General features: G+C 45.6%; 26 protein-coding genes. 8 read left to right on the top strand and 18 right to left on the bottom strand.

Going from position 1 to position 21,002, the window contains the following annotated elements:
* The first annotated feature begins 26 nt into the window (after positions 1 to 26).
* Together ACDJ58_RS27730 and ACDJ58_RS27725 are read left to right on the top strand one after the other, a co-directional pair.
* A complete protein-coding gene (locus ACDJ58_RS27730; RefSeq protein WP_413379857.1) occupies positions 27 to 1,601 on the top strand; it encodes a family 43 glycosylhydrolase in 1,575 nt (524 codons plus the stop codon).
* On the top strand, positions 1,598 to 1,726 hold the full coding sequence (locus ACDJ58_RS27725; protein ID WP_413379855.1) for an AbfB domain-containing protein: 129 nt from the start codon (positions 1,598 to 1,600) through the stop codon (positions 1,724 to 1,726). The genes ACDJ58_RS27730 and ACDJ58_RS27725 overlap by 4 nt, the downstream gene beginning before the upstream one ends.
* A 201-nt stretch (positions 1,727 to 1,927) precedes the next feature.
* Here ACDJ58_RS27725 and ACDJ58_RS27720 read toward each other — a convergent pair whose 3' ends face one another.
* Complete coding sequence (locus ACDJ58_RS27720) at positions 1,928 to 2,545, bottom strand: flavin reductase family protein (RefSeq protein ID WP_413373971.1); 618 nt, start codon at positions 2,543 to 2,545, stop codon at positions 1,928 to 1,930.
* Between the two features lie 159 nt (positions 2,546 to 2,704).
* Here ACDJ58_RS27720 and ACDJ58_RS27715 point away from each other — a divergent pair, with 159 nt between their 5' ends.
* Entirely contained in the window at positions 2,705 to 3,061 is a 357-nt protein-coding gene (locus tag ACDJ58_RS27715) for a winged helix-turn-helix transcriptional regulator (protein WP_413373970.1), read from the top strand.
* Here the strand turns inward: ACDJ58_RS27715 and ACDJ58_RS27710 are convergent.
* The 4 genes from ACDJ58_RS27710 to ACDJ58_RS27695 all read right to left on the bottom strand — a co-directional run bounded on the left by ACDJ58_RS27710 (position 3,053) and on the right by ACDJ58_RS27695 (position 5,870).
* Complete coding sequence (locus tag ACDJ58_RS27710) at positions 3,053 to 3,634, bottom strand: hypothetical protein (protein ID WP_413373969.1); 582 nt, start codon at positions 3,632 to 3,634, stop codon at positions 3,053 to 3,055. The genes ACDJ58_RS27715 and ACDJ58_RS27710 overlap by 9 nt on opposite strands.
* Before the next feature lie 27 nt (positions 3,635 to 3,661).
* Positions 3,662 to 4,219 (bottom strand): class I SAM-dependent methyltransferase, encoded by a 558-nt coding sequence (locus tag ACDJ58_RS27705; RefSeq protein WP_413373968.1) that lies wholly within the window; start codon positions 4,217 to 4,219, stop codon positions 3,662 to 3,664.
* 213 nt (positions 4,220 to 4,432) lie between these two features.
* On the bottom strand, positions 4,433 to 4,699 hold the full coding sequence (locus tag ACDJ58_RS27700) for a CD3324 family protein (RefSeq protein WP_413373967.1): 267 nt from the start codon (positions 4,697 to 4,699) through the stop codon (positions 4,433 to 4,435).
* A 271-nt stretch (positions 4,700 to 4,970) separates the two neighbouring features.
* Complete coding sequence (locus tag ACDJ58_RS27695) at positions 4,971 to 5,870, bottom strand: helix-turn-helix transcriptional regulator (protein WP_413373966.1); 900 nt, start codon at positions 5,868 to 5,870, stop codon at positions 4,971 to 4,973.
* A 74-nt stretch (positions 5,871 to 5,944) separates the two neighbouring features.
* Between ACDJ58_RS27695 and ACDJ58_RS27690 the strand changes: the two genes are divergently transcribed.
* Complete coding sequence (locus tag ACDJ58_RS27690; protein ID WP_413373965.1) at positions 5,945 to 6,478, top strand: dihydrofolate reductase family protein; 534 nt, start codon at positions 5,945 to 5,947, stop codon at positions 6,476 to 6,478.
* Positions 6,479 to 6,585: 107 nt separating this feature from the next.
* On the opposite strand, the gene ACDJ58_RS27685 is transcribed toward ACDJ58_RS27690, so the two are convergent.
* Genes ACDJ58_RS27685 through ACDJ58_RS27675 form a run of 3 tightly spaced genes read right to left on the bottom strand, consistent with a single transcriptional unit; the run spans position 6,586 to position 8,670 of the window.
* On the bottom strand, positions 6,586 to 7,710 hold the full coding sequence (locus ACDJ58_RS27685) for an SGNH/GDSL hydrolase family protein (protein ID WP_413373964.1): 1,125 nt from the start codon (positions 7,708 to 7,710) through the stop codon (positions 6,586 to 6,588).
* Between the two features lie 54 nt (positions 7,711 to 7,764).
* Positions 7,765 to 8,247 (bottom strand): SRPBCC family protein, encoded by a 483-nt coding sequence (locus ACDJ58_RS27680; protein WP_413373963.1) that lies wholly within the window; start codon positions 8,245 to 8,247, stop codon positions 7,765 to 7,767.
* A 54-nt stretch (positions 8,248 to 8,301) separates the two neighbouring features.
* A complete protein-coding gene (locus ACDJ58_RS27675) occupies positions 8,302 to 8,670 on the bottom strand; it encodes a DUF4180 domain-containing protein (protein ID WP_413373962.1) in 369 nt (122 codons plus the stop codon).
* 122 nt (positions 8,671 to 8,792) lie between these two features.
* Here ACDJ58_RS27675 and ACDJ58_RS27670 point away from each other — a divergent pair, with 122 nt between their 5' ends.
* On the top strand, positions 8,793 to 9,314 hold the full coding sequence (locus tag ACDJ58_RS27670; RefSeq protein WP_413373961.1) for an NUDIX domain-containing protein: 522 nt from the start codon (positions 8,793 to 8,795) through the stop codon (positions 9,312 to 9,314).
* A 104-nt stretch (positions 9,315 to 9,418) separates the two neighbouring features.
* Here ACDJ58_RS27670 and ACDJ58_RS27665 read toward each other — a convergent pair whose 3' ends face one another.
* The gene (locus ACDJ58_RS27665; protein ID WP_413373960.1) at positions 9,419 to 10,741 is read right to left on the bottom strand and encodes a sensor histidine kinase; all 1,323 of its coding nucleotides are present in this window, start codon (positions 10,739 to 10,741) and stop codon (positions 9,419 to 9,421) included.
* A gap of 249 nt (positions 10,742 to 10,990) precedes the next feature.
* On the opposite strand from ACDJ58_RS27665, the gene ACDJ58_RS27660 reads away from it, so the two are divergent.
* Positions 10,991 to 12,061: an SDR family oxidoreductase gene (locus ACDJ58_RS27660; RefSeq protein WP_413373959.1), complete on the top strand. Its 1,071-nt coding sequence runs from the start codon at positions 10,991 to 10,993 to the stop codon at positions 12,059 to 12,061.
* Between the two features lie 55 nt (positions 12,062 to 12,116).
* On the opposite strand, the gene ACDJ58_RS27655 is transcribed toward ACDJ58_RS27660, so the two are convergent.
* The 6 genes from ACDJ58_RS27655 to ACDJ58_RS27630 form a co-directional block, all read right to left on the bottom strand.
* Complete coding sequence (locus ACDJ58_RS27655; RefSeq protein WP_413373958.1) at positions 12,117 to 12,488, bottom strand: winged helix-turn-helix transcriptional regulator; 372 nt, start codon at positions 12,486 to 12,488, stop codon at positions 12,117 to 12,119.
* 205 nt (positions 12,489 to 12,693) lie between these two features.
* A complete protein-coding gene (locus tag ACDJ58_RS27650) occupies positions 12,694 to 13,113 on the bottom strand; it encodes a MarR family winged helix-turn-helix transcriptional regulator (protein WP_053782485.1) in 420 nt (139 codons plus the stop codon).
* A gap of 66 nt (positions 13,114 to 13,179) precedes the next feature.
* Positions 13,180 to 13,914: an SDR family NAD(P)-dependent oxidoreductase gene (locus ACDJ58_RS27645; RefSeq protein ID WP_413373957.1), complete on the bottom strand. Its 735-nt coding sequence runs from the start codon at positions 13,912 to 13,914 to the stop codon at positions 13,180 to 13,182.
* Positions 13,915 to 13,954: 40 nt separating this feature from the next.
* Positions 13,955 to 14,761, bottom strand: a complete 807-nt coding sequence (locus ACDJ58_RS27640) for an SDR family NAD(P)-dependent oxidoreductase (RefSeq protein ID WP_413379853.1) — start codon at positions 14,759 to 14,761, stop codon at positions 13,955 to 13,957.
* A gap of 255 nt (positions 14,762 to 15,016) precedes the next feature.
* Positions 15,017 to 16,642, bottom strand: a complete 1,626-nt coding sequence (locus ACDJ58_RS27635) for a rhamnogalacturonan lyase B N-terminal domain-containing protein (protein ID WP_413373956.1) — start codon at positions 16,640 to 16,642, stop codon at positions 15,017 to 15,019.
* 448 nt (positions 16,643 to 17,090) lie between these two features.
* Entirely contained in the window at positions 17,091 to 17,444 is a 354-nt protein-coding gene (locus tag ACDJ58_RS27630) for a DoxX family protein (protein WP_413373955.1), read from the bottom strand.
* A 142-nt stretch (positions 17,445 to 17,586) separates the two neighbouring features.
* On the opposite strand from ACDJ58_RS27630, the gene ACDJ58_RS27625 reads away from it, so the two are divergent.
* Positions 17,587 to 17,946, top strand: coding sequence for a winged helix-turn-helix transcriptional regulator (locus ACDJ58_RS27625; RefSeq protein ID WP_413373954.1), 360 nt, complete (start codon positions 17,587 to 17,589; stop codon positions 17,944 to 17,946).
* 142 nt (positions 17,947 to 18,088) lie between these two features.
* On the opposite strand, the gene ACDJ58_RS27620 is transcribed toward ACDJ58_RS27625, so the two are convergent.
* A complete protein-coding gene (locus ACDJ58_RS27620; protein WP_413373953.1) occupies positions 18,089 to 19,054 on the bottom strand; it encodes an SMI1/KNR4 family protein in 966 nt (321 codons plus the stop codon).
* Between the two features lie 102 nt (positions 19,055 to 19,156).
* Complete coding sequence (locus ACDJ58_RS27615) at positions 19,157 to 19,687, bottom strand: GrpB family protein (RefSeq protein ID WP_413373952.1); 531 nt, start codon at positions 19,685 to 19,687, stop codon at positions 19,157 to 19,159.
* A gap of 127 nt (positions 19,688 to 19,814) precedes the next feature.
* On the opposite strand from ACDJ58_RS27615, the gene ACDJ58_RS27610 reads away from it, so the two are divergent.
* Positions 19,815 to 20,282 carry an anthrone oxygenase family protein gene (locus tag ACDJ58_RS27610; RefSeq protein WP_413373951.1) on the top strand — a complete coding sequence of 156 codons (468 nt, stop codon included), beginning with the start codon at positions 19,815 to 19,817 and terminating at the stop codon, positions 20,280 to 20,282.
* 21 nt (positions 20,283 to 20,303) lie between these two features.
* On the opposite strand, the gene ACDJ58_RS27605 is transcribed toward ACDJ58_RS27610, so the two are convergent.
* Positions 20,304 to 20,927 carry a hypothetical protein gene (locus ACDJ58_RS27605; RefSeq protein WP_413373950.1) on the bottom strand — a complete coding sequence of 208 codons (624 nt, stop codon included), beginning with the start codon at positions 20,925 to 20,927 and terminating at the stop codon, positions 20,304 to 20,306.
* Positions 20,928 to 21,002 lie beyond the last annotated feature (75 nt).

The following is a 21,002-nucleotide window of genomic DNA, read 5'->3' as shown; positions in this document are numbered from 1 at the left end:
TTCTGGTCTTCGCGCTCACGCTAACCATGTTTGGTGTTCATCCCGAACGGACCAGCGCGGCAAGTGTGACGATCACCAACAGTTCCGATTGGCTGGATACTGCGGGTAACCCCATTCAGGCCAATAGCGGAAACATTCTGAAAGTCGGCAGCACGTATTATTGGTACGGAGAGCATGCAGTCAGCGGTAAGTTTGACAGCGTTAATGTCTATACTTCAACCGATCTAAAGAACTGGACGTTCAGCAATGCCATACTGACCAAGGATTCAGCCACCGAGCTAGCCTCCAGCAAAATTGAACGTCCCAAAGTTATCTACAATGCCTCCACGAAGCAGTATGTGCTATGGGCGCATTACGAGAACGGTACTGATTACAATCTGGGGCGGGTTGCGGTAGCGACCAGCAGTACACCGAACGGAAAATTCACGTATGAGGGAAGTTTCCGGCCTTTGGATTACGAGTCACGCGACATGACTGTTTTTGTAGATACAGATGGTACAGGTTATCTGATCACAGCATCCCGCAAGAATGGCGGGGCCAATGATACCATGGCTATTTTCAAAATGAACGCCAGCTATACCGGTGTGGAATCCTTAGTGGGTTGGCAATTCGAGAACGCCTATCGTGAAGCTCCTGCCGTTGTGAAAAAAGGGAATCGCTACTACCTCTTCACCTCCCAAGCTGCTGGCTGGTATCCGAATCAGGGCGCGTATGCAACCGCATCGTCCATGACAGGCACGTGGTCCGCTCTTACACCTTATGGCAATCCATCCGCCTTCGGCTCCCAGATCCATGATATTGCCACCATTACAGGCAGCAACACCACATCCTATATTTATATGGGCGACCGCTGGAATCCACTCTATCTTGGTGAACATAAACATATCTGGCTTCCATTAACCTTGAATGATTCAAACGGAACCGCCTCACTGGAATGGTACAAAGAGTGGAATATCGATGCTGTAACAGGCACGGTAACGCCACCTTCTCTTGTTAATCACGCCCAAGGAAAAACAGCTACCGCCATCTCCACAGCCTCCGGATCATCTGCAGCCAATGTTAATGACGGCAACTATCAGACTTCTTGGGCAGCATCGTCCAATACTTGGCCAGCCTGGTGGCAGGTCGATTTCGGTGCACCGAAGACCATCACGGAGATCGATATCTCCTGGTTTATGTATAAAGGATCGGAAGGCTATTATAAGTACAAAGTTGAGATCAGCAACGATGGCGTCAACTACTCCACGCTGGATCGAACCAGCAATACCACCTATGGTTTTACGACCGACGCTGTTCATTTTACCGCTCGTTATGTACGTATCAATATGATCAACGCTGTCCTGTGGAACAACCCAGGTAACTGGTACACCCCAACCCTGCATGAGGTCAAAATGTTAGGGCCAGCAACACCTGATGCAACAAATTACAGCCGTTTCAGCTCCTTCAATTATCCGGATCGGTACATCCGTCATTCCAACTTCACTGCACGGATCGACGCCAACGTCTCACCTGTACTGGATTCCCAGTTCCGCGTTGTACCAGGCTTGGCCAGCTCTACAGGCATCTCACTGGAGTCCATCAACTTTCCTGGCTACTCCTGAAACGCAGCAACAGCAACAAAATCGTACTTGAAGCGTACACGGATACCGCCGCCTATAAAGGAGATGCCACATTTCTGAGCAGCCCCGGCTGGGCTGACAGCTCCAAAGTATCCCTCCAGTCGTAATGCAGCTGGATGCCATCAATGCCTCCAGCAGCGCAACGGTGAAGAGTGATGCCACATTTGGGCGAGCTGATTTTTAGTTAAGCGATCGGAGATGGGAATGAGCATCCACATCTCTGGAAAGAGGCTGCTTCTTCAGGAATCTTAGCTGGAGACATGGCCTCTTTCGGCTTTACCAAATTCCTAATTCCGACAGGGATAACCCTATTTGATATTGATTGAGAATGCAGGTTTGATTAAGGCATAATCTCCGGCCAGACTGGCTACCGGCCGCCAGTTCTCTATTGCTATTTTATAATCACCCGCATAAGCCTCATCATCAACCTGAGCTTGCTCTACTTTTCCAAGAACCAGATGATCTGTACCCACCTCAATAATCCGATCCAGTGTAAGTTCAAAGGCAATCGGAGCCTCAAGCACCGAAGGCACATTCACACGTTTGCCCGGATTAGGCGTAACACCTACCAGTTCGAATTCATTTTTCCCCGATACCACATCAGCTGACGATTGCTGCATCGACTCTACCAACGATGCTGAGACCATATTAATGACATACTCACCTGTCTCCCGAATATTAACCAGTGTATCTTTGACGGTACCCTCCCTATCGCCTACGCCTGGTCCAATGGAAATGAGCAGTGTGGGTGGGTTGCGCGAAGCTACGGTAAAAAAACTAAAAGGCGCCAGATTAAGAACCCCCTCCTTACTCCTCGTGGAAACCCACGCAATAGGCCTTGGCACCACAGACCCGATCATCAATTTATACATTTCCTCTACAGAGAGAGTTGCTGTTACAAACTCATTTGCATCATGTTTTGGCAATCTTTCTCGTCCTTTCTTCCATTCCCATTCGCGGCTCCTTCGGTTTACAAACTCCAATGGGACAAATATAGTTGATTTAAGAATATACACATGTTCAGTACAAAAAAAGTACGCACTTCAAAGTGCGTACCTACACCTACTCGAAGGAGCGTATCTACGATGGATAAACTAAGTACACCCAAGGAGGAAGCACTGACTCCATTTGACTACACCTTGTCCATCATTGGCGGAAAGTGGAAGATGAAGATCATGTATCAACTTGCCTTTCATGGGGTTACACGTTACGGAGAACTCAAGAGACGTGTCCCTGGAATTACGTACAAGGTGTTAACCTCCCAACTGAATGATCTGGAGAGCGATGATATTGTGAAAAGGGTGGAATATGACCAGACACCACCAAAGGTGGAGTATTCCTTAACACTTAGGGGGCAGAGCCTGATGCCGATTCTCGAGGAAATATGCAAATGGGGAGTACACAACGTACCGGACTCACAGACTCTAAATGAATTACAATGACTTATTGACGATATCCAAGATTTCTTTCATATTGTATGTGTCGTCCTGAATGCGCCATTCCCCTTGTTCCTGTAAAAAGGTAATCTCCCCTTCTAACGGAATGGTCTTCGTTTCTTCTCCATCATAATTCGTAAATACCAAATTTAGCGTGTACTCCACGAGCATCCAATCGTTTTTACTTTCTTTAATCTTCGCTTTTATATCTTCAGCATGCAGTGACGCATCTTCTTTGTCTGCCACCTGAAATGGCAAACCCATACTATTTCTTTCAAGATTCCGTTCAGTCAGGAAGGGCTTCATGATCTCTTTTTTGGCTAGCACCTTTTCTACGGTTAATAATTCTTCACCCTCCTTGTTATCGACTGCAAACTCCGTCTTTTTATAATCCAAGGTCATTTCAAGAGCCTGCTGCTCTTCCTGGGCAGATGCCTTTTGGTTCGTCAATATACTCAACTGACTAGTTGAAGTTGGAGCTGGCTCTTGAATACTTTCGTTTTTTTTGGACTCGTTACACCCCATCATTATGAAAGACATCAGAGTAACTGTTCCGATGATATAATTTAATTTACGCAAAATCATCCTCCATCCTGTGCGTTCTTTTTATCGGCTACAGCTGAATACATAAGCAGGCGGCAGGTTACGGTACACCCTTGTCATGCTTACGTTTTCGAAAAATTGCTTGAGCAATCCCCGTTTAAGTAACGTGTACTGAAAAGTAATGAACTTGCCATCTTTCTTCAAATATTGCCTTGATTTAGATAAAATGTCCAGTGATATCTCCGCAGGCAGACTCGCAAAAGGCAGTCCGGATACAATGTAATCAACCTTGTTCAGTCCATATAGTTGTATGTGCTGATCGACATGCACGGCAGAATCATGAATGATGTGTACATTCGGAAGATGACCGTACTTGTTGTGAAGCAACTGGCAGAAGCGGGCGTTGTTTTCAATCAGGATCAAGACCGTCCCTGGCTGCATGTTCGCAAGCAGCATTTCCGTAAACACCCCCGTGCCTGGCCCATACTCCACAATGCATGATGCACGGTCAAATGCGATGTCTTTCACCATTTTTGCTGCTAGATATTTTGAGCTGGGGGCAATCGCCCCAATCCATCGGGGTCCCTGGATGTATTGCTTCAAAAAGGATAACCATTCCATGCTGTCCGACCCCCTAAGTTGATTTCTGAGATCAGTATAGAATCCAAATCTGAAGAAGCAGTCGATGAAACTAAGAAGAATAATGAAGATTTGCGATCTTGGTATGCTATATCATATTCCGGAAGGACAGACCTTGCGAATGCTGCCGGGGTAAACGTGAAGAAAACACAAAAAGCCACATTCGATTTCTCGAATGCAGCTCTAACCTTTTAATCACTTTTTGGAATATACAATTTTCTTGATACTGTCGATGGACAAACAAAATTGCTCTATGAGTTGGTCGATGGACATGCCCGCAGCGAATAGCTGGCGGATCTCATCGTTTCTTTGCTCCAAAACCATTCGGCTGCCCGAATTCTCGCCCCACTTTTGATGGGTTTCCTTCGGTTTGGGGATATACACCAATCCACCAGGGATATGGCGCTGGATTTCCTTCAATAATGGTTTCGGGAAGATGGTGTCTGCGTTAATATATTTCATATTTGCTCCGCTCCTTAAAAGTTAAGATCTTTAAGGCAGCAGAGTCAACCGATGAACACTGTTATACGCATTATAGTGGTGTGGCGGAAATGGACTTCAAGCTCTATACAAACAACCGCCGTTGTTCATCGCATGGACTCTGCATAGAGCGGATCGTGAAACTTCTTATGAATCGAATCATGGTAGCCCCCCATTCGGTGAATCCTATATTAGTTACTTTCATGGTACTCTTATAAGTTCAATATGAGAACACAATATCCTTTTACAACATTCAGTACTGATTCAAACTCCGTTCCAGCATCTCTCTCACTTGTTGTTGCAGCTCCAGAGGCTCAACCACCTTCACTTCAGGCCCATAGGAAAGCAGCTTCCTCGCTGTAAAAGGAAACTCCTCAGGCGGAACAAGTCCTCGCCATTCATTACCTTCAACCGACTTGAACAGTACATCTGATCCTGCCAGTCTCGCCCCAAAATCCGTGAATTGCAGCACGACTTCTACGCTTTCTCTCTCTTCCTTGAAATTCAACCACTCTTGCAAACTAGGAACCGACTCGTCGATGGAATCCAACATAACCAGCTCTTGCATGCGATCCACCCGATACAACAGCACCCGATCCTTCCTCCGGGCCGGCATATACCAATGCCCGTGATCGTAATAGATGCCGATGGGGAAGACCTGTACTTTTTTATGTCCCTGCCGGGAATGATATATAAATTCAATTTCTCTTTTATCTACTGCCGCGCCTAATATCTCTGTTGTTAATGCCTCGACCTGCACAGCATGATGTTGAAGGAACGTAATGTGCTGCCTCATCCGTGTAATCAGATCCTGTACATCCTGAGGTAAAGTTGAATAATATTCCTCGGCGAGATGCTCACGTATCGATCCGTACGGAAAATCCGGGACGTTCTCCAAATATTCAATCATCATAAACAAACCCAACGCCTCATGCTGTGTAAGTTGGAGTGGTGGCAAAATCCGATTAGGCAGCACTCGGTAACCCCCGTTCACTCCAACCTCCGTATACAAAGGAAAGCCCAACTCCTGCAGATCATTCAGATCTCGCTGAATCGTACGGATCGACACCTGAAAACGCTCCGCCAATTCACGAGCCGTAAATTTCTTTCTCGAATCCATCAGTCGCATCAATGCGAGTTTTCGATTATTCATGTTCACCCCACCTAACTACGTCAACATTTGTCATAGTTGAAGTGTATCATACATTTCAGAAGGGAGCGATTGATATGTCTAACAATAAAGTCGTGTTATATATTGCGATGAGTCTGGATGGGTACATTGCAAGACTGGATGGTTCAGTGGATTGGCTGTTCGATGTGGAAGGCGATGGTGGCGATAACGGGTATGGCGAGTTTTATTCAACGATTGGATCGGTGGTTATGGGACGTCTTACGTATGAAGAGGTTCTCAAGCTGTCAGAGGATTTCCTCTATGCGGACCGCCCGACGTATGTACTTTCCCGTTCCAAACAAGCCCCTGCACCACATGTACAATTTACGGATGAGGCTGTGGAGAACCTGATTCCTCGATTGAAGCAAGACTCCAGCGGTGACATTTGGATTGTTGGCGGAGGCCAGCTGGTGCAAGCCGTTCTGGAACAACAACTGCTCGATGAGGTTGAGATTGCCATTATCCCGAAAATTCTTGGTGAAGGAATCCCCCTATTTCCAACAGGGACGGTACCCACCCATTTCAAAATGATTCATACGCAGACGCTGGGGCAGATCATTTCGATCCGCTATCAGGTACAAGGTCAGTAATCGTAGTATAAACATCTCCTCCCGATGTACAAGGTGCACTAAAAGAAGAGCCAGGCCTCTCTAATTCAAGAGAGGTCTGGCTCTCCGAATTCAAATGTAAATTAAAATTATTTTAGAATCCCCTTTAGATATTCCGCTAACGCATCAGCAGTCCTTCGATGAGATAACTCACCCGGATGGCTTCTGGCGCCTACCGTCTCCTCGGTCGTATCTGGAAGCTGTATAACCGAGACTTTCGTATCTCCAGCCTGTTTCGTATAAGCGTCAACAGCACGATAGATCGCTGGCATCATTGGGCATCCAAGCATGCCGTATGCCCATACGAGATGCGCTTCTGGATTGTTTTTTCGAAGTTGAATCAAGAATCGGGTCACGGCATTCTCAAAAACAGCTAGATCCTCTTCGTGGTACGTGCCGTCTTCGTTCAAGCGTTGCTTATGCACCTTTCCGGTAACGGGGTCCTTCCACGCCGGGGTTTGAAAGGCTCCTCCATCATTGCTTCCCAAATTAATCACCACTACATCCGGCTGCCAGGAATTAAAATCATGCTTACCCCCTGCGCCAAGTGCTGCGTTCTTATCTCCGGTCACCAATCCACAGACTTGCTCGTAATAATCAGGGATATTTGCATTCGGATTGTTATCCCAACTCGTCAGTACACCCCAGCCGCTCTGCGAGATGACCCGGTATTCTGCATTCAGCGCTTCTGCTGTCATGGCTGTATAATTATGTATAGCACTGAACCACATCGGTATCCAATCCTCTTCCGCTTTGGCCCCAATCGCACCTTCTCCGGATGTAATACTGTCCCCGATAAATTCAATCTTGTACGTTTTTTCCTCTACAGGCACGAAGGCACCATCTGATTTCATCGCATGAATCTGCAAGGAACAGCCCGGATCTCCATTCATGGCCTGTACATCTTTGACGATACGTACATTTTTCACCACATTCTCGTTCATACCTCGGAATACGCAGGTCCAATACCTTCCCGCTATTAACATCTGTCTGCTCACCGGGACACCGTTAATCAGAATGCTGATCCAGGGCTCATACAGGTCATAATCGGACTCGATCTCCACCCACAACTCGGAGCCTTTTACATTAATTTCAACCGCACTTCCGGTCCAAAACAAGGTTAAGGGCGACCGTTGTCCTGTCGTTCTACCATGTACTTTGAGGTTGCTGACATCAGATAACGCGTACGTCTGTAATTTCTCATTAGCCTTCACGATGTATCCTCCCCTCCCGCATGATTATCGGCCCCAGAGGGCAGCCTCATATGACTAGATTTTGAGAAAATGGTCTACATGCTTCTGGTACTTCTCGTACCAGATTTTCCATTCTGCTTCACGAGATTCCAAGGCACGCCCATCCAGTAATGCCTCAATGACGTTCAGGCAGACATGCCACCCCGCTAGATCTTTAGGTGTATGGCTTGTGATGTGATGGATGGTTTCAAGCAGCAGCAGACGACACCCATTCGGCTCTGGGTATAACTCAAACCGAACCCGGTCTTCTGCCCAGGTATATTCGAGAACAGAGCCAGGGATAAGCTCGATAATGTTGAGTTCCTTGAAGGTACCATCCGGCATATTAAACTTGATGCTTCCACCTTCCCGAAGGTCCGTTACTTCGAGTTCGGAGAACCATTTTGCAAGCTTTTCGTTTTCCGTTAAAAAGGACCATACATCCTCCGCAGCGTGCTTCCAATGACGTTCAAAACAAGCCATGGTGCCATTCGGTACTCGCTTCAAATCTGCAATCATAATGGTACCTCCTCCATAAGAATAAATCGATTTCTTACCGCTCTGAATGTGGAATTATCCGATATTGTGCAAAGCCTGAAGCGCTTCCTCTTTGTTTTTCAAAAAGAAAACATGCTTGCCATGGTTGCACTCATAGATGAAGTCTCTGAGGCTTTTACTGTTGTATCCGTCAAAATCTCCGACTATGGCAAGCTTCACCTGATAGTTCACGTATTTCTGCAAAATATCACCTGCAAGTTTGGTCTTCAGTTCGAAGAAATCTTCGGTGAGGTTGGATTTATCAATCAGGATTTTATGAGCGTCATCTGTGTAGTTCACTGAGGCCATCAAATCCAGTGCGTCTTGAACATTGTTAATAACGATGTCATTGCTTTCGATGATGGCAACCTTGGAGTTACCCAGTTGGTCAATGGTTATTTTCATTGTAATTTCTCCTTCCGCACAGCTTTTCTTTATAATATCTCGCAGTTCCATAGTGAAAAGCAACGACTTTTTGAGCGTGTTTATTTATTCATTTGAACAATCCGGTTGTTATGAGTTGTCCCTTGTTTGTAATTATTGACAACAATTCTTCTGCTTCCAACTACACTTCGGTTAACAAAGAAAAAATTTCACTCACGTTTGCAAGTGATTCCGGTTACGCAACGCCTAAAGTTGATATTCGTGGTGTTGTTTTCAGGGAAAATAAAATACTTTTGGTTCGCGAGAAAATAGATGGGGCATGGGCATTACCAGGGGGATGGGGCGACATCGGCTTCTCACCATCGGAGGTAGCCGTGAAAGAAATTAAAGAAGAATCCGGGTTTGATGTCCTGCCGATGAGACTTTTAGCCGTATTGGACAAAAAATTTCATGATCATCCACCCGAACCCTATCATGTATATAAGATGTTTATTCAATGTGAAATTGTTGGAGGAAAAGCTGAAACAGGGGTGGAGACCAGTGCGGTTGAATTCTTCTCATTGGACGAATTGCCTGAGCTTTCGTTGGAAAGGAATACGATTGAACAAGTTAAAACCATGTTTGAGTTTCTGGAACAACCCGATAAAAAAGTGATTCTGGATTAATCATTTTTGCTGGATCATCCATGAGGATGTGAGAAGGAGTCGCTCCGCTCCATCCTCATCCGGGTTCAATGATATCCATCAGCATGATTCTGCACATGACGTCATCATCCACGATCTGGATAGAAAGTGTCGTCTGCACCGTCTTCCTTAATGAGATTCGCTTTTGGAATGGATACAACAAACGCGGAGCCCTTATCGCCTTGCGGTGCTGATTTCACGCTGATTCTACCTTCCAGAGACTGAACGATATCACGTACATGGGACAGGCCAATTCCAGTCGCCGCAATGCCCACTTCATTGAATTTGGTTGTATAACCTGGTTCGAAGATCACGTCTCCCTTCGCCTCGGGTACACCTTTCCCAGAATCGATGACTACAAATTGCACATCCGCTCCCTCTTCCAATACTCGAATCTGAATTGTTCCGTCGTATTCAATGGCTTCCACGGCATTGGCGATCAGATTGTTCATCACAGTTAAGAGAGGAATGTAGTAAGGGGAGTCGCAATCATATTGCTGGTCGATATGGATCTCAATCTTCTTATTCAGCATTTCACTATATTTCCGATTTCCTTTGGTCGCAAAGTTTAGTACCTCGGAAAGGCTCATATTCACTGATTTTTCGCTATCGTACAATTTCAACAGACCTGCAAGGATACGCTGGGAATCCTTCTTGACCTCATGAATCTGTTGAGCGATGCCGAGCGTCCGCTGGCTATATTGGTTCAATTCCTGCTCTCTGAGATCCCGATAAAGGTCGTAGCTGTCTACGGCAATGCCTTCAATCGTATTCATGGCTTTTTTCAGATAAAAGACTTCACCGTACAGACCTGAGTTAACGCTCAGCATCCGCTCCATCCGCTTCTCTTGCTCAGCATGCAGCAGTCGCATCTGCCTCACCGCAACGCTGTTATACAGCCCGATGATAAAGTAGCTTCGCAAACCACCGAGCACCAGCAGATAAAGCCATTCTTTCATATAAAAGATATTCGTCCCACTCAACACACCGCGAATGAATAGCTCCACGAGATTAGATGAAAAATCAATGCACGTAATCAATCCACCTAGCACAAGAGGCGGTATCTCATGGAATCTGTTCTTAAATTTACTGAGGCCATAGGTAAACACGACATAATACATTCCCGCGCCCAGATTATCCTGCATGCTTTCGATGATCGAGATCGAATTCACATGATTCAGTAAATCAGCCGATTGAAAGATGAAGTTCGCAATCCCCGCCAAAATTCCCGTCTTCACATAAGACAGATGCGGCATAATCATCAGCAAAAATAAAAGTATACTTACACCCAGTCCAATCCGGAAGTAATCTTCTCGAAAAGGATTTATTTTAAAAAGCGCCCCTACAGCTGTAGCAAAAGCAACTGCAGTCATTTGCACATTTCCATTTCGAACCCAATTGCGCATCATATTCCACCCACCATGACCCCGATTAGCGCCATTCTTTCATCCGCGCTTCTGACGTTAAACATACTAACATATGAAGAACTCATTAGAAATGATAAAAATAAGGGAAGGACTCATTACACTAAAGAACCTTCATAACCTGCTCCAGACCCATATATTACTCTCAAGTGCGTATGTCACTTTGAGGTGCGTACTTCTCATCTTTCTTTTTCTGATCCACAATAATGACAGAAGAAGAGAGGAGCATGCCCATTGAAACCCGATCAATCTGTTACCCGTTACACTGCGCTTGTCATCGGTGCTGGAGGCGTCATTGGAAGTAACCTTATTGATTACCTGATGACACTTCCGGAATGGAATATTATTGGTGTATCGCGTCGTGGAGGGGAAGATGCCCCTAGGTTACGTTATATTTCGGCCGATTTGCTAGACGAAGCGGATACTCAGGCCAAACTGTGCCATTTAACGACGGTTACTCATATTTTCTACGCTGCTTATCAGGATCGCCCGACCTGGGCCGAATTGGTGCAGCCCAATCTCGCGATGCTCGTCAATGTGGTGAATACCATCGAACCGATCGCCCCCAACCTCCAACATATCAGTCTAATGCAAGGTTATAAGGTATACGGTGCACATCTGGGCCCATTTAAAACACCCGCCAGGGAAACGGATGCGCATCATATGCCCCCTGAATTCAATATCGATCAGCAGCAGTTTCTCGAGGATCGGCAACCCGGAAGCAGTTGGACCTGGTCAGCCCTGCGTCCATCTGTTGTATGTGGATTTGCTTTGGGTAATCCAATGAACCTTGCCATGGTTATTGGGGTGTATGCGTCCATTTCTAAGGAACTTGGATTGCCACTTCGCTTTCCCGGGAAACCCGGAGCTTACCATTCCCTACTTGAAATGACCGATGCATCACTGCTCGCTCGTGCGACTGTCTGGGCGGCAACCGATCCACGCTGTGCCAATCAGGCGTTTAATATCACCAACGGCGATCTATTTCGCTGGAATGAACTTTGGCCCAAAATCGCTGCATTTTTCGAACTGGACACGGCACCACCACTGCCGCTTTCGCTTGCAACCGTTATGGCAGACAAAGAAGTGCTTTGGAGTTCCATGATTGAAAAGTATGGTTTAATGAATACCTCCTATGATGATGTCTCTTCCTGGTCCTTCGGTGATTTTGTCTTCTCTTGGGATTATGATTTCTTTGCAGATGGATCCAAAGCTCGTCGCTTCGGATTTCACGATTTCGTTGATACAGAGACTATGTTTATGGATATCTTTGAAAATCTACGCGAGCGCAAGATCATCCCGTAATAGAAATAAAATGCACAATAAGCCGATTCCTGTTTTAAGAATCGGCTTTGTACCGTCAACGGTCCGAAGTCGGCGGCTTGAACAGAATTTTTCCTCGATCACCATAAACCTTTTCCACGTGTGTATCTCCCCATCTACACATCAGATGAAGAATCTCTTTAAGACTCCACCCATACTCCGTTAACTCATACTCCACCTTTGGTGGGACCTGGTGATGGGAAATACGGGCAATAATCCCCGCCTCCGTCAGTTCGCCAAGCTGTTGGGTCAATACTTTCTGTGTAATGGTAGGTAGCAGCTTCATCAGTTCGCCATTACGTTTCTTGCCAAAGGTAAGATGGAATAGAATAACCGGCTTCCACTTGCCGCCAATCACTTCAAGAAGAGCCTCAACTGCGGTGTTATATACTTTGATCGGTTCCTGCATATCACCTTCTGTCCCCCTTCCAAAATATCGTGCATCCTGAACAGATTATTTTCTTGTACACCAGCGATACGCTGGATCATTATTGATTTGAAGTACTTGGCAAAGATGCCTTACCCTTATATCATAACTAAAATTCTGCATGGATAGGTATTAGCGATACAAAAAAATAGCCTGCTTCCTTTATGTTAAAGGTTCAGGCTATTCTTCAATCTTCCCGATTCATCTTCTCAAAAATATTTACTAATTGTGCTCGATCCTCTTCGGTCAGTTTCTGGAATAAATTCTTACGCAGCTTCTGCCCCTCCAATATTGCTCTTTCAAGGACTTCGGCCCCTTTGTCGGTAATGTTCAAATATATAATGCGGCGGTCAGCTTCATCTACCATCCTGACGGCTAATTTCTTGGCAACCAGCTTATCAGCTAAATAACTGAGCGTAGGCGGGGTTAGCCCCAATAGTTTTGCAATATCCGAAGGTCGGCTTTTTCCATTTTGATTGAGATGACTGAGTACAAGCACATGAGAGACGCCGAGGTCCTCATTAAACGATTTGTTCCACTGTATAATCAATTTATTGGTAAAGTTGTCCATGTTGTGTATGAGCTCAAAAATGTTCTGTTCTTCCATGTGATCCTCCTCGTAAAAATAAACAACAGCCCTCATTCAACTTAAGGGCTGTCATCATTTTACACGCTATTGGGCTGAGTATCCACCATCGATAACCAGCTCAGATCCTGTAATGTACGAAGAATCATCCGAAGCCAGGAACAACGCGGCGTTGGCAATATCGATAGCCTGACCCAGACGTTGCAAAGGCGTTGCCTGAATTAGTCGGTCTAGCAGTTCCTTCGATGTGTTCAGGGATTGAGTCATTGGTGTTTCGATAATCCCAGGGAAAAGAGCATTCACCCGAACACCTTGACGACCAAAGGTTGTCGCCGCCGCTTTGGATAATGCGCGTACCGCCCCTTTGGATGCCGAATAGTGGTTAAAGCCTTGTCCTATCAATGCGGTGTATGAAGAGATATTGACGATGGAACCTTTCTTTTGCGCTGCCATATAAGGAGCTACATGTTTCATGCCAGCAAACGGGCCAAAGCCATTAATGGAGAGCATTTTCTGCCAATCCTCTGCATTGATTTCCTCAAACGGCTTCTCTGAAGAAATGCCAGCATTGTTGACCAGAATGTCAATTTTACCAAAACGTTCGTTAACTACTTTCGCTAATATCTCCCAATCTTCATCCGAGGAAACATTCAACTTCATTCCGTACACATTCTCTTTTTGGCTTGCTTTCTCCAGTGCTTCCTCATTAATGTCTGCAGCAATAACGATGGCGCCTTCCTTTGCAAAGAGATCAACCATGCCTTCACCAATTCCTGAAGCTCCACCAGTAATAATAGCTACTTTATTATCTAATCTTCCCATATGAAACGCTCCTAACGTAATTTATTTATACGACGCTGCTTTAGTTGCTAAGCGTATTGTGTGATTTCATAAACTGTTCAAAATCCGGAACGGTTGGGTTGGCAATATAATGGCCGCCCTCAACCTGGATGGTCTGTCCGGTAATGAATTTGGATTCGTCTGAGGCCAGAAATAAGACAGTGTATCCAATATCATCGGGCTCCCCGTGATAAGGCAGTGCGTTATATTTTGCGAACATATCCAATACATCTGGAGGCATATTATTCTGGGCTGCCGGGGTCAAGATCAATCCAGGTGCGACAGCATTGCAACGAATGTTATGCTTGCCATATTGTGTGGCAATATACCTTGTCAGATTCACGACTCCTGCTTTTGAGGCACCATAGGCAACCCGAACCGCATCTCCTGTAAAGCCAGCCATAGAGGCTGTATTAATGATGGAACCTTCACCCGCTTCAATCATATGAGGGATGGCGAATCTACAGCCGAGCAACACGCTTTTCAGATTCACGTTCATCAGCCGATCCCACTCGTCTAGATCTACGTTAACCACGTCCAAATCCTTCTTCAGGTTGGTCAGGCCAACATTGTTGAACAGACTCGTGAGTTTACCATATTGTTGCACCGTAAATTCCACAGCTTCCTTAATCGAAGTTTCGTCTCCGGCATCAAGAAAAACGGCCACTGCATCTCCGCCTTCAGCTTGAATATTCGCTGCCGCTTTTTTTGCCCCATCGACATTGAAATCAGCAATAACGACTTTTGCTCCTTCTTTCGCCATCAATTGGGCTGCGGACAATCCTATTCCAGAAGCGCCTCCAGTTACAAGGGCTACTTTCTCTTTCATTCTTAACAAGGTTCTCAAGCTCCTTTCATAAAGAAACCGAAAATAAATAAATAACCAATCTATTATTTAGATGACTAAATATTAGATGTCTAAATAATAGCAGAGGAATTGTCTTTCTGCAATGCATTCGGCCCTATATCCTTATTTTGGATATCTTTAGCGAAGCAAGCGAAGTGTTTAAAATGGAAATTGGAAAAACCGGATAAGGCTAACCTTATCCGGTTGGCTTAATTAGGTCCTTTAGTTGGCCTATTTTTAATTCAACAATTCAACACAGTCATACACCCACCCGGCACTTAACCAATTGCCTAAATCGCTGGAGCCACTGATCGGCGTAATGGTTACCGTGTTTGCCCCATTAACGAAATAGGAAGCCGGGATATTCCAGGAAAAGGTTGTATTGTTGCCCCGATAGGTTCCAATCGTAAAGCTGCGCGAATTCGGTTGGGAGGAAGCTGCCGGATTCGTTAACGTCTGACCGTTAATCGTTACGCTGGGTCTTCCATTGTTGTATGCTGCCGTAATACCGATGTTAAGAACATGCGAAGATGTAGCTTGAGAAGAGTTCAGGCTAAAGGTAACGGTTGTGGGCGAGTTTTGCCCCCGGAACTGAATCGCAGGGAACTTGTTGGTTGCACTGCCGGTCGCATAACTGACAGGGCCCCAGCTTGGATTACGGCTATCGGAAGGATGACGGATTGGAATCGTCTGGCCGTTCAGGAACTCCGACGGTGTACCGTCCCAATTCCCAATGCGCCAGATGCTGGATGCTTTACTTGGGTCATTGTTGATCGTACGTGTATTCAGCGTTGTCGTTGATCCTCCAGTGACGTTCACACTTTCGGTATAGACGGCCAGTTCCCCCTTATACACCGTCATGGTGTATGTACCTGGAATCATGCTGTATTTGCCAGCCGCCCCGCTGGAAGAAGCATTCACCCAATATTGGGCGTTGCTGTTGGCAAAACCAACTGTATATGCATAACCCGTATCCATGCCAGAGAGCCCGTTAAGCACGACATTACCTCGGCTGGACACCCAACCAGTCAGGTTAAGACCCGACATCCAGCTAAAATCAGGTACGCTTGGCGTTGCGCCGGTGGTGAAGATCAAGGCATACGGCCCATGCAGGCCCATACGCCAACTTTCTGTCTGGGCATGTCCTGAATTCATGTAATTGTAGACCTCCGTATCCCCACCACTCTGGAACTGGATATCACGGAAGAACGGACCTCCCGAGCTTTTCTCTCGGTCGCCATAGGCCATAAACACGCCTACACCGTTACCCGTAACGCCTCGAATGGTCAGATCCTTGGCCTGATCGTTGCCGTAATACTTCGAGGTACTCTGTCCGTTGGCGTAACCAAAAACGTCCTGGCTCTCAATTGCTCCGGTATTGTTCCGATTATTCGAATTGGCCGGAACCCCTGTCAATACGCTGCCGTTGCCCCGGAAAATATATCGCAATTCACCTACAGACGGTTCTGCTGTGACGTACGTTGCCATATAGATGATGTTCTCACCACCACGTGATGCATAGTAGTGGGTAAGCGTGCTGGTGGAGACGGTGATCAATACGGTTGATCCCGAAGGAGAGGTGTTCCAGGTTACATTGGCTGAGCCCAAACCAGAGCCGATATGGGACCCCTTGCTGGAGCCGTTCAGCTCCGTTCCGTTCATTTTGGCTGATATGATATCGCCATTGGTTTTATTCACCGTGTATACCAGCCCTGCTCCTGTATTCACTTCAATCCTTGACCCGTTATCCGTAACATTGATGGTGGCTGCGTGTCCGGTGGATGTTGGATATAATAGCGCTGCTGCCATCATCACCAGTAATAGAAACGAACTGAATCCCTTCTTCATTAAACGTCTGCTCACGAGCTAATCCCTCCCTGGAATCGTTTTTTAACGTTTTCGTAATGGGCCAAAATCAGATTTAAATATCGTATATGCGATAGCTGAACTAGAAGTGAAGCGCTTACATTATAATGTATGACAAACGAGCCTATGTCTCATCTCGGTATTCTTGCTGCGTGCGGCATATCCATGGGGTCAACAATTTTCCCTATCGTTCTCTTGTACCACCTCCTGTATAGAAATAATCTGCATTCAACTTACTGGTAATATCAATAAAATAATACCATTATATTACATACTGTTGCAATGAAAATAGCTATCTACCTACCATAATCCCTCTCTATTTTTTTATCATATCCAGATAAAAAATAGCGACCGCTCTCCGTAACCCTACCGGAAATCAATCGCCTCTACTTTCCTATCCAAAATATCTGTCCAGTGTTCCCCTCGTGAACTTGAAACTTGAAACTCAGAAGCGTCCTACCGCTACGAACACAGCTAATACCAGGAAAACGATATTCACAACAATTTGCTTATACTCCTTACGGGCAATGTGGAATATGGCTCCTAACAGCACAACGACAGCTAGGCCAATGGCCGCCAGCGGTGTCAATCCAGGGGCGATATTCGTTGCTTGAGGAACAATAAGTCCAATGACCCCAACCAGTTCCATGACCCCGATAAAAAATACCAGCCCTCTTGAAACTTCGTTTGCCCAAGGCCACGATTTCTTTGCCTGCTCATACTGGAACGCCTTCATCCATCCCGAGAAAATAAATCCTACACCCAATATGCTTTGTACAATCCATAACGCCATATTCATAACTCGTAAGCCCCTCTTCTTGTTTATGATCAACACCTAGGCATATAATATTTTATGGGGTAACTATTTGGAAGTAGGCACTTAAACTAAACATAGTATACAAAAAGAAACCTTAGATAAATAAAGGATTGGAGGGCTTCCTATGAGTACTTACTGCAAGTTTGAAACGGCGTTGGACATCCTTGTTGGGAAATGGAAACCGGTGATTTTACTTCGGCTTTTCGCCAATGGCACCATGAGATTTAGTGAACTTCAGAGGGCCATCCCTGACATTACCAAGAAAATGCTGACCCAACAATTAAGGGAATTGGAGTATCACGACATCGTCCATCGTGAGATCTATCAGCAGATTCCTCCCAAAGTCGAGTACTCCATCACGGAGTACGGTCAACGAATGACCCCTTTATTACAGGCCATGAATGATTGGGGTGAGGGTCACATCACTCATTTGAACGAGCTTTATGGGGAAGATCCGACGACAGAGCTGCCTGAACGCAGCTAAACAATACACACGGTGATCTCACCATCAACATTACGTCCTTCTTCTACCGCATGGAATGAGAGGATTTCAACTGAAAAAGCTGCATCCTTTGTGACGGATGCAGCCTCTTCAATATTTATATAACAGGAAGCTATAACCTTCTTTACAGTGAACCCTCAAGGTTTGCAGGTTGATTTCCCTCATTCACCAAACCTTGAATAAAGGTCTCAACATCGGGCGCAAGCCAAGTGATCTTGTAGCCTTCTGCTTTATTCACATGAACAACCTCGGGCTCACCGGCATTGCCAGATTCACGATAATCCAGCATCACGACCTCCGAATCGGAAGGGCACTCAGACAGAACGACACCGATTTCGGGGTACCCCCCTTGTTCGATGATCACCCGGCTTCCAGCTTCTCCACACAGTGAATGTGCCTTTTCCCGTCCAATACCCAGGATATTCGAAATTTCAACTTGAATCTTCCCATCATTCTCCGCCTGACTAACCGGAAAATAACGATAGTGGGGAACACCACCATTATGTAGTTTCATCATGTTCACATAGAATGTCGGCAGCTTGAACACCAATTGCTCCTCCACCGCTTCAATTTGCTCATCGGTAGGAGGGGACAACACATATTGATCGACGTTTGCTGGACTGTCATTCCAGAAGCTCGTCGATTCGGCATGGATACCAGGTGCAGCTTCGATGGTGATTTCAGTCACCGAGTGGACTGTATCCACGGGCTCCTCTACCACTTCTTCTGTAAGCTTGTCTGCTGTTTTATTCCGAATCCATTCCAGGAACTCCTGTGTATCCTCATCTCCCGGCTCCAATCGGTCCGCTGCTTCGAAAGCTTCACGCGCGTTCTCATATTGCTCCAAATAATAATACGCCAGACCAATGCGGTAATGCCAAAGCGGATCATTCTGTCCCTCTGCTTCAACCGACAGGAATTGCTCCACTGCCTCCTGGTAACGCTCCATATTATTCAGCGCTCTACCCAGATGGTTGACCAGAATATAATCCCGCTCCTCTTCCGGAACCTCTGTAATCGCATCCACAATCTCTTCAAATTCATCCTGTTCATGCCAAGCCTCTAGCCGTTCCAAGAGTTCATCATTCATTGATCTTGCCTCCCTCTCTTATTCGTTGTAGAAATTATATCATTTAGGTGCTGCCTGCTCCAAAAAAGGCGATTGTCACCAACTTAGCCACAGATGAAATGTTCAACTTTCGGGACGATAGAGTGTCTCTTTTAATATCCTTGTGACGAACGCGGTTTTATTATCACAATAACGATCGATATCGGATCGATACTGCTCCGCTAGCCTGATTTTTAATTGTTGGTATTCATTGCGCGCCGTCTCATTATCTCTTAAATAGTCTCTTAACGCGATATGTTCCAGATACCCTTTTCCATCCTTAGGACAAACATATAAATGATACTTCATATGTTCATCTTGAAACGTCCTTTGAAAGGCTTCTCTTCCCTCAATGCCGAGATTCCCTTGGTATTCGTACCCTTGTAGTGTCAACCGCTTAATAATCTCTGGGAGTACATCATAGCTATCAATGACAACATCCAGATCGATAACGGGTTTAGCTGATAAACCCTCAACCGATGTACTGCCCACATGCTCTACTCTTAGAATTAAGTCACCAATGTAACTGATTATCATTTCTTTTATCTGTTCAAAAGCGACTTTCCATTGCGGGTCGTATGGAACGACCTCAATAATAGGTGTTTTTTCGGCCATGATGATCCCCTCCCTAAATCCATGGTATTCATTATCTCCCCTCGTTCATGTTGAATTCACAATTGTGTATTACCGTTAAACAATACTTCAACTACAGTCGTCAACATTCACGAGGAGGATATTCCTTATGTATCAGATTATTATTGAGTTTGTAAGTATCTTTCTAGCCGGCATCCTGGCTGGTGAAGAGTTTGTGGTACGGTATGGAGTGCATGTGTCCCTAACTATACTGGATGAACCTTCGCAGATTCGGGTTCGCCAAGCACTAATACTGAAATTACGTTTACTTGTACCTGCCATCTTTCTACCCACGGCCATTTCAGGGGTTGCAGTTCTCATGATGAATGGTTCCGAACCCGGATTCGGCTTCCGCTGGGCAGGCGTTCTTGCTTTACTTATCTTTATTTTGACTACACTTATCGGTACCGTGCCTATTAACAAAGGTGCGCTCGCCTGGAATCCCGATGTACCACCACGCAATTGGAAGCAGTTAGTGAGACAATGGGAGCGATTAGACGTGGTTCGTTCTTCGGCGGCAACTTTGGCTTTTGTGTTCTTCTTGACGGCAGTGGCGCTGCAGTTAGTTGGAAATTAAAACGGGCCTTGCTGCCTATTCTTATTTGGTATTCATAACAAGAGAATACTTATTGAAAATCCAAGAGTCCTTCAACTCGTTTACAGCACGTTGGCTGACACGAACGGATGGCTTCTGCTCTTGCATGGCATCTACTCCAGGTACGGAGAAACGAAGCAGTTTGGTCATTTTTTTGATTTCGCTCGCCACTTCATCATAAAACGTATACGTTAACGGCTGATGCTCCCGAATATCCTCATAGATATAATATTTCCCTTTTTCATCTTCCAGATTGATTTGAAACCCTTTAGGAAGTGACAGCATTATGAATGGTAATTCGTCCTCGGCCCATTGTCCAAGGTACGGAAAGCTGACGGCTTCGTTTCTTACGAAAAATCCGGACTGTTCCTGTTCTAGGGCAAAAGAGATCGAATATACGAAGTAAGGGTGTCCCCCCTCCCTGTTCTCTTTTTCAGCAGCAGCATAGAACTGATAAAATCGGCTATAGGCCTCGTATACCTGATTGTAATCATACTTGGTTTGCGCATGGTTGGATCTGATAAATTGCGCCTGTTTCTGCTCAAAAAGAGCTAACAAACTTTTGAACTCTTGGGGTGTAATGAAGAATTTTAATTTGTAAAATCCAGCGTTCTTTAATCGTTCCATTCTCTCACCGCCAATTCTAAAATGGGGAGCACTCATCTAGGTAACTATATATTTCTTCGCTCATATAACACCATC

The sequence above is a fragment of the Paenibacillus taichungensis genome, from assembly GCF_047302525.1.
Lineage (GTDB): Bacteria > Bacillota > Bacilli > Paenibacillales > Paenibacillaceae > Paenibacillus > Paenibacillus taichungensis_B.
This window is presented reverse-complemented; position numbering and strand designations above follow the sequence as displayed.

Bases quoted from the DNA above. Each gene is read 5' to 3' on its own strand.
- ACDJ58_RS27730 (WP_413379857.1), top strand. From the start codon at position 27: ATGTTTGGTGTTCATCCCGAACGGACCAGCGCGGCAAGTGTGACGATC.
- ACDJ58_RS27715 (WP_413373970.1), top strand. From the start codon at position 2,705: ATGGATAAACTAAGTACACCCAAGGAGGAAGCACTGACTCCATTTGAC.
- ACDJ58_RS27705 (WP_413373968.1), bottom strand. From the start codon at position 4,219: ATGGAATGGTTATCCTTTTTGAAGCAATACATCCAGGGACCCCGATGG.
- ACDJ58_RS27700 (WP_413373967.1), bottom strand. From the start codon at position 4,699: ATGAAATATATTAACGCAGACACCATCTTCCCGAAACCATTATTGAAG.
- ACDJ58_RS27695 (WP_413373966.1), bottom strand. From the start codon at position 5,870: ATGAATAATCGAAAACTCGCATTGATGCGACTGATGGATTCGAGAAAG.
- ACDJ58_RS27690 (WP_413373965.1), top strand. From the start codon at position 5,945: ATGTCTAACAATAAAGTCGTGTTATATATTGCGATGAGTCTGGATGGG.
- ACDJ58_RS27680 (WP_413373963.1), bottom strand. From the start codon at position 8,247: ATGATTGCAGATTTGAAGCGAGTACCGAATGGCACCATGGCTTGTTTT.
- ACDJ58_RS27675 (WP_413373962.1), bottom strand. From the start codon at position 8,670: ATGAAAATAACCATTGACCAACTGGGTAACTCCAAGGTTGCCATCATC.
- ACDJ58_RS27665 (WP_413373960.1), bottom strand. From the start codon at position 10,741: ATGATGCGCAATTGGGTTCGAAATGGAAATGTGCAAATGACTGCAGTT.
- ACDJ58_RS27655 (WP_413373958.1), bottom strand. From the start codon at position 12,488: ATGCAGGAACCGATCAAAGTATATAACACCGCAGTTGAGGCTCTTCTT.
- ACDJ58_RS27650 (WP_053782485.1), bottom strand. From the start codon at position 13,113: ATGGAAGAACAGAACATTTTTGAGCTCATACACAACATGGACAACTTT.
- ACDJ58_RS27645 (WP_413373957.1), bottom strand. From the start codon at position 13,914: ATGGGAAGATTAGATAATAAAGTAGCTATTATTACTGGTGGAGCTTCA.
- ACDJ58_RS27640 (WP_413379853.1), bottom strand. From the start codon at position 14,761: ATGAAAGAGAAAGTAGCCCTTGTAACTGGAGGCGCTTCTGGAATAGGA.
- ACDJ58_RS27630 (WP_413373955.1), bottom strand. From the start codon at position 17,444: ATGAATATGGCGTTATGGATTGTACAAAGCATATTGGGTGTAGGATTT.
- ACDJ58_RS27625 (WP_413373954.1), top strand. From the start codon at position 17,587: ATGAGTACTTACTGCAAGTTTGAAACGGCGTTGGACATCCTTGTTGGG.
- ACDJ58_RS27620 (WP_413373953.1), bottom strand. From the start codon at position 19,054: ATGAATGATGAACTCTTGGAACGGCTAGAGGCTTGGCATGAACAGGAT.
- ACDJ58_RS27615 (WP_413373952.1), bottom strand. From the start codon at position 19,687: ATGGCCGAAAAAACACCTATTATTGAGGTCGTTCCATACGACCCGCAA.
- ACDJ58_RS27610 (WP_413373951.1), top strand. From the start codon at position 19,815: ATGTATCAGATTATTATTGAGTTTGTAAGTATCTTTCTAGCCGGCATC.
- ACDJ58_RS27605 (WP_413373950.1), bottom strand. From the start codon at position 20,927: ATGGAACGATTAAAGAACGCTGGATTTTACAAATTAAAATTCTTCATT.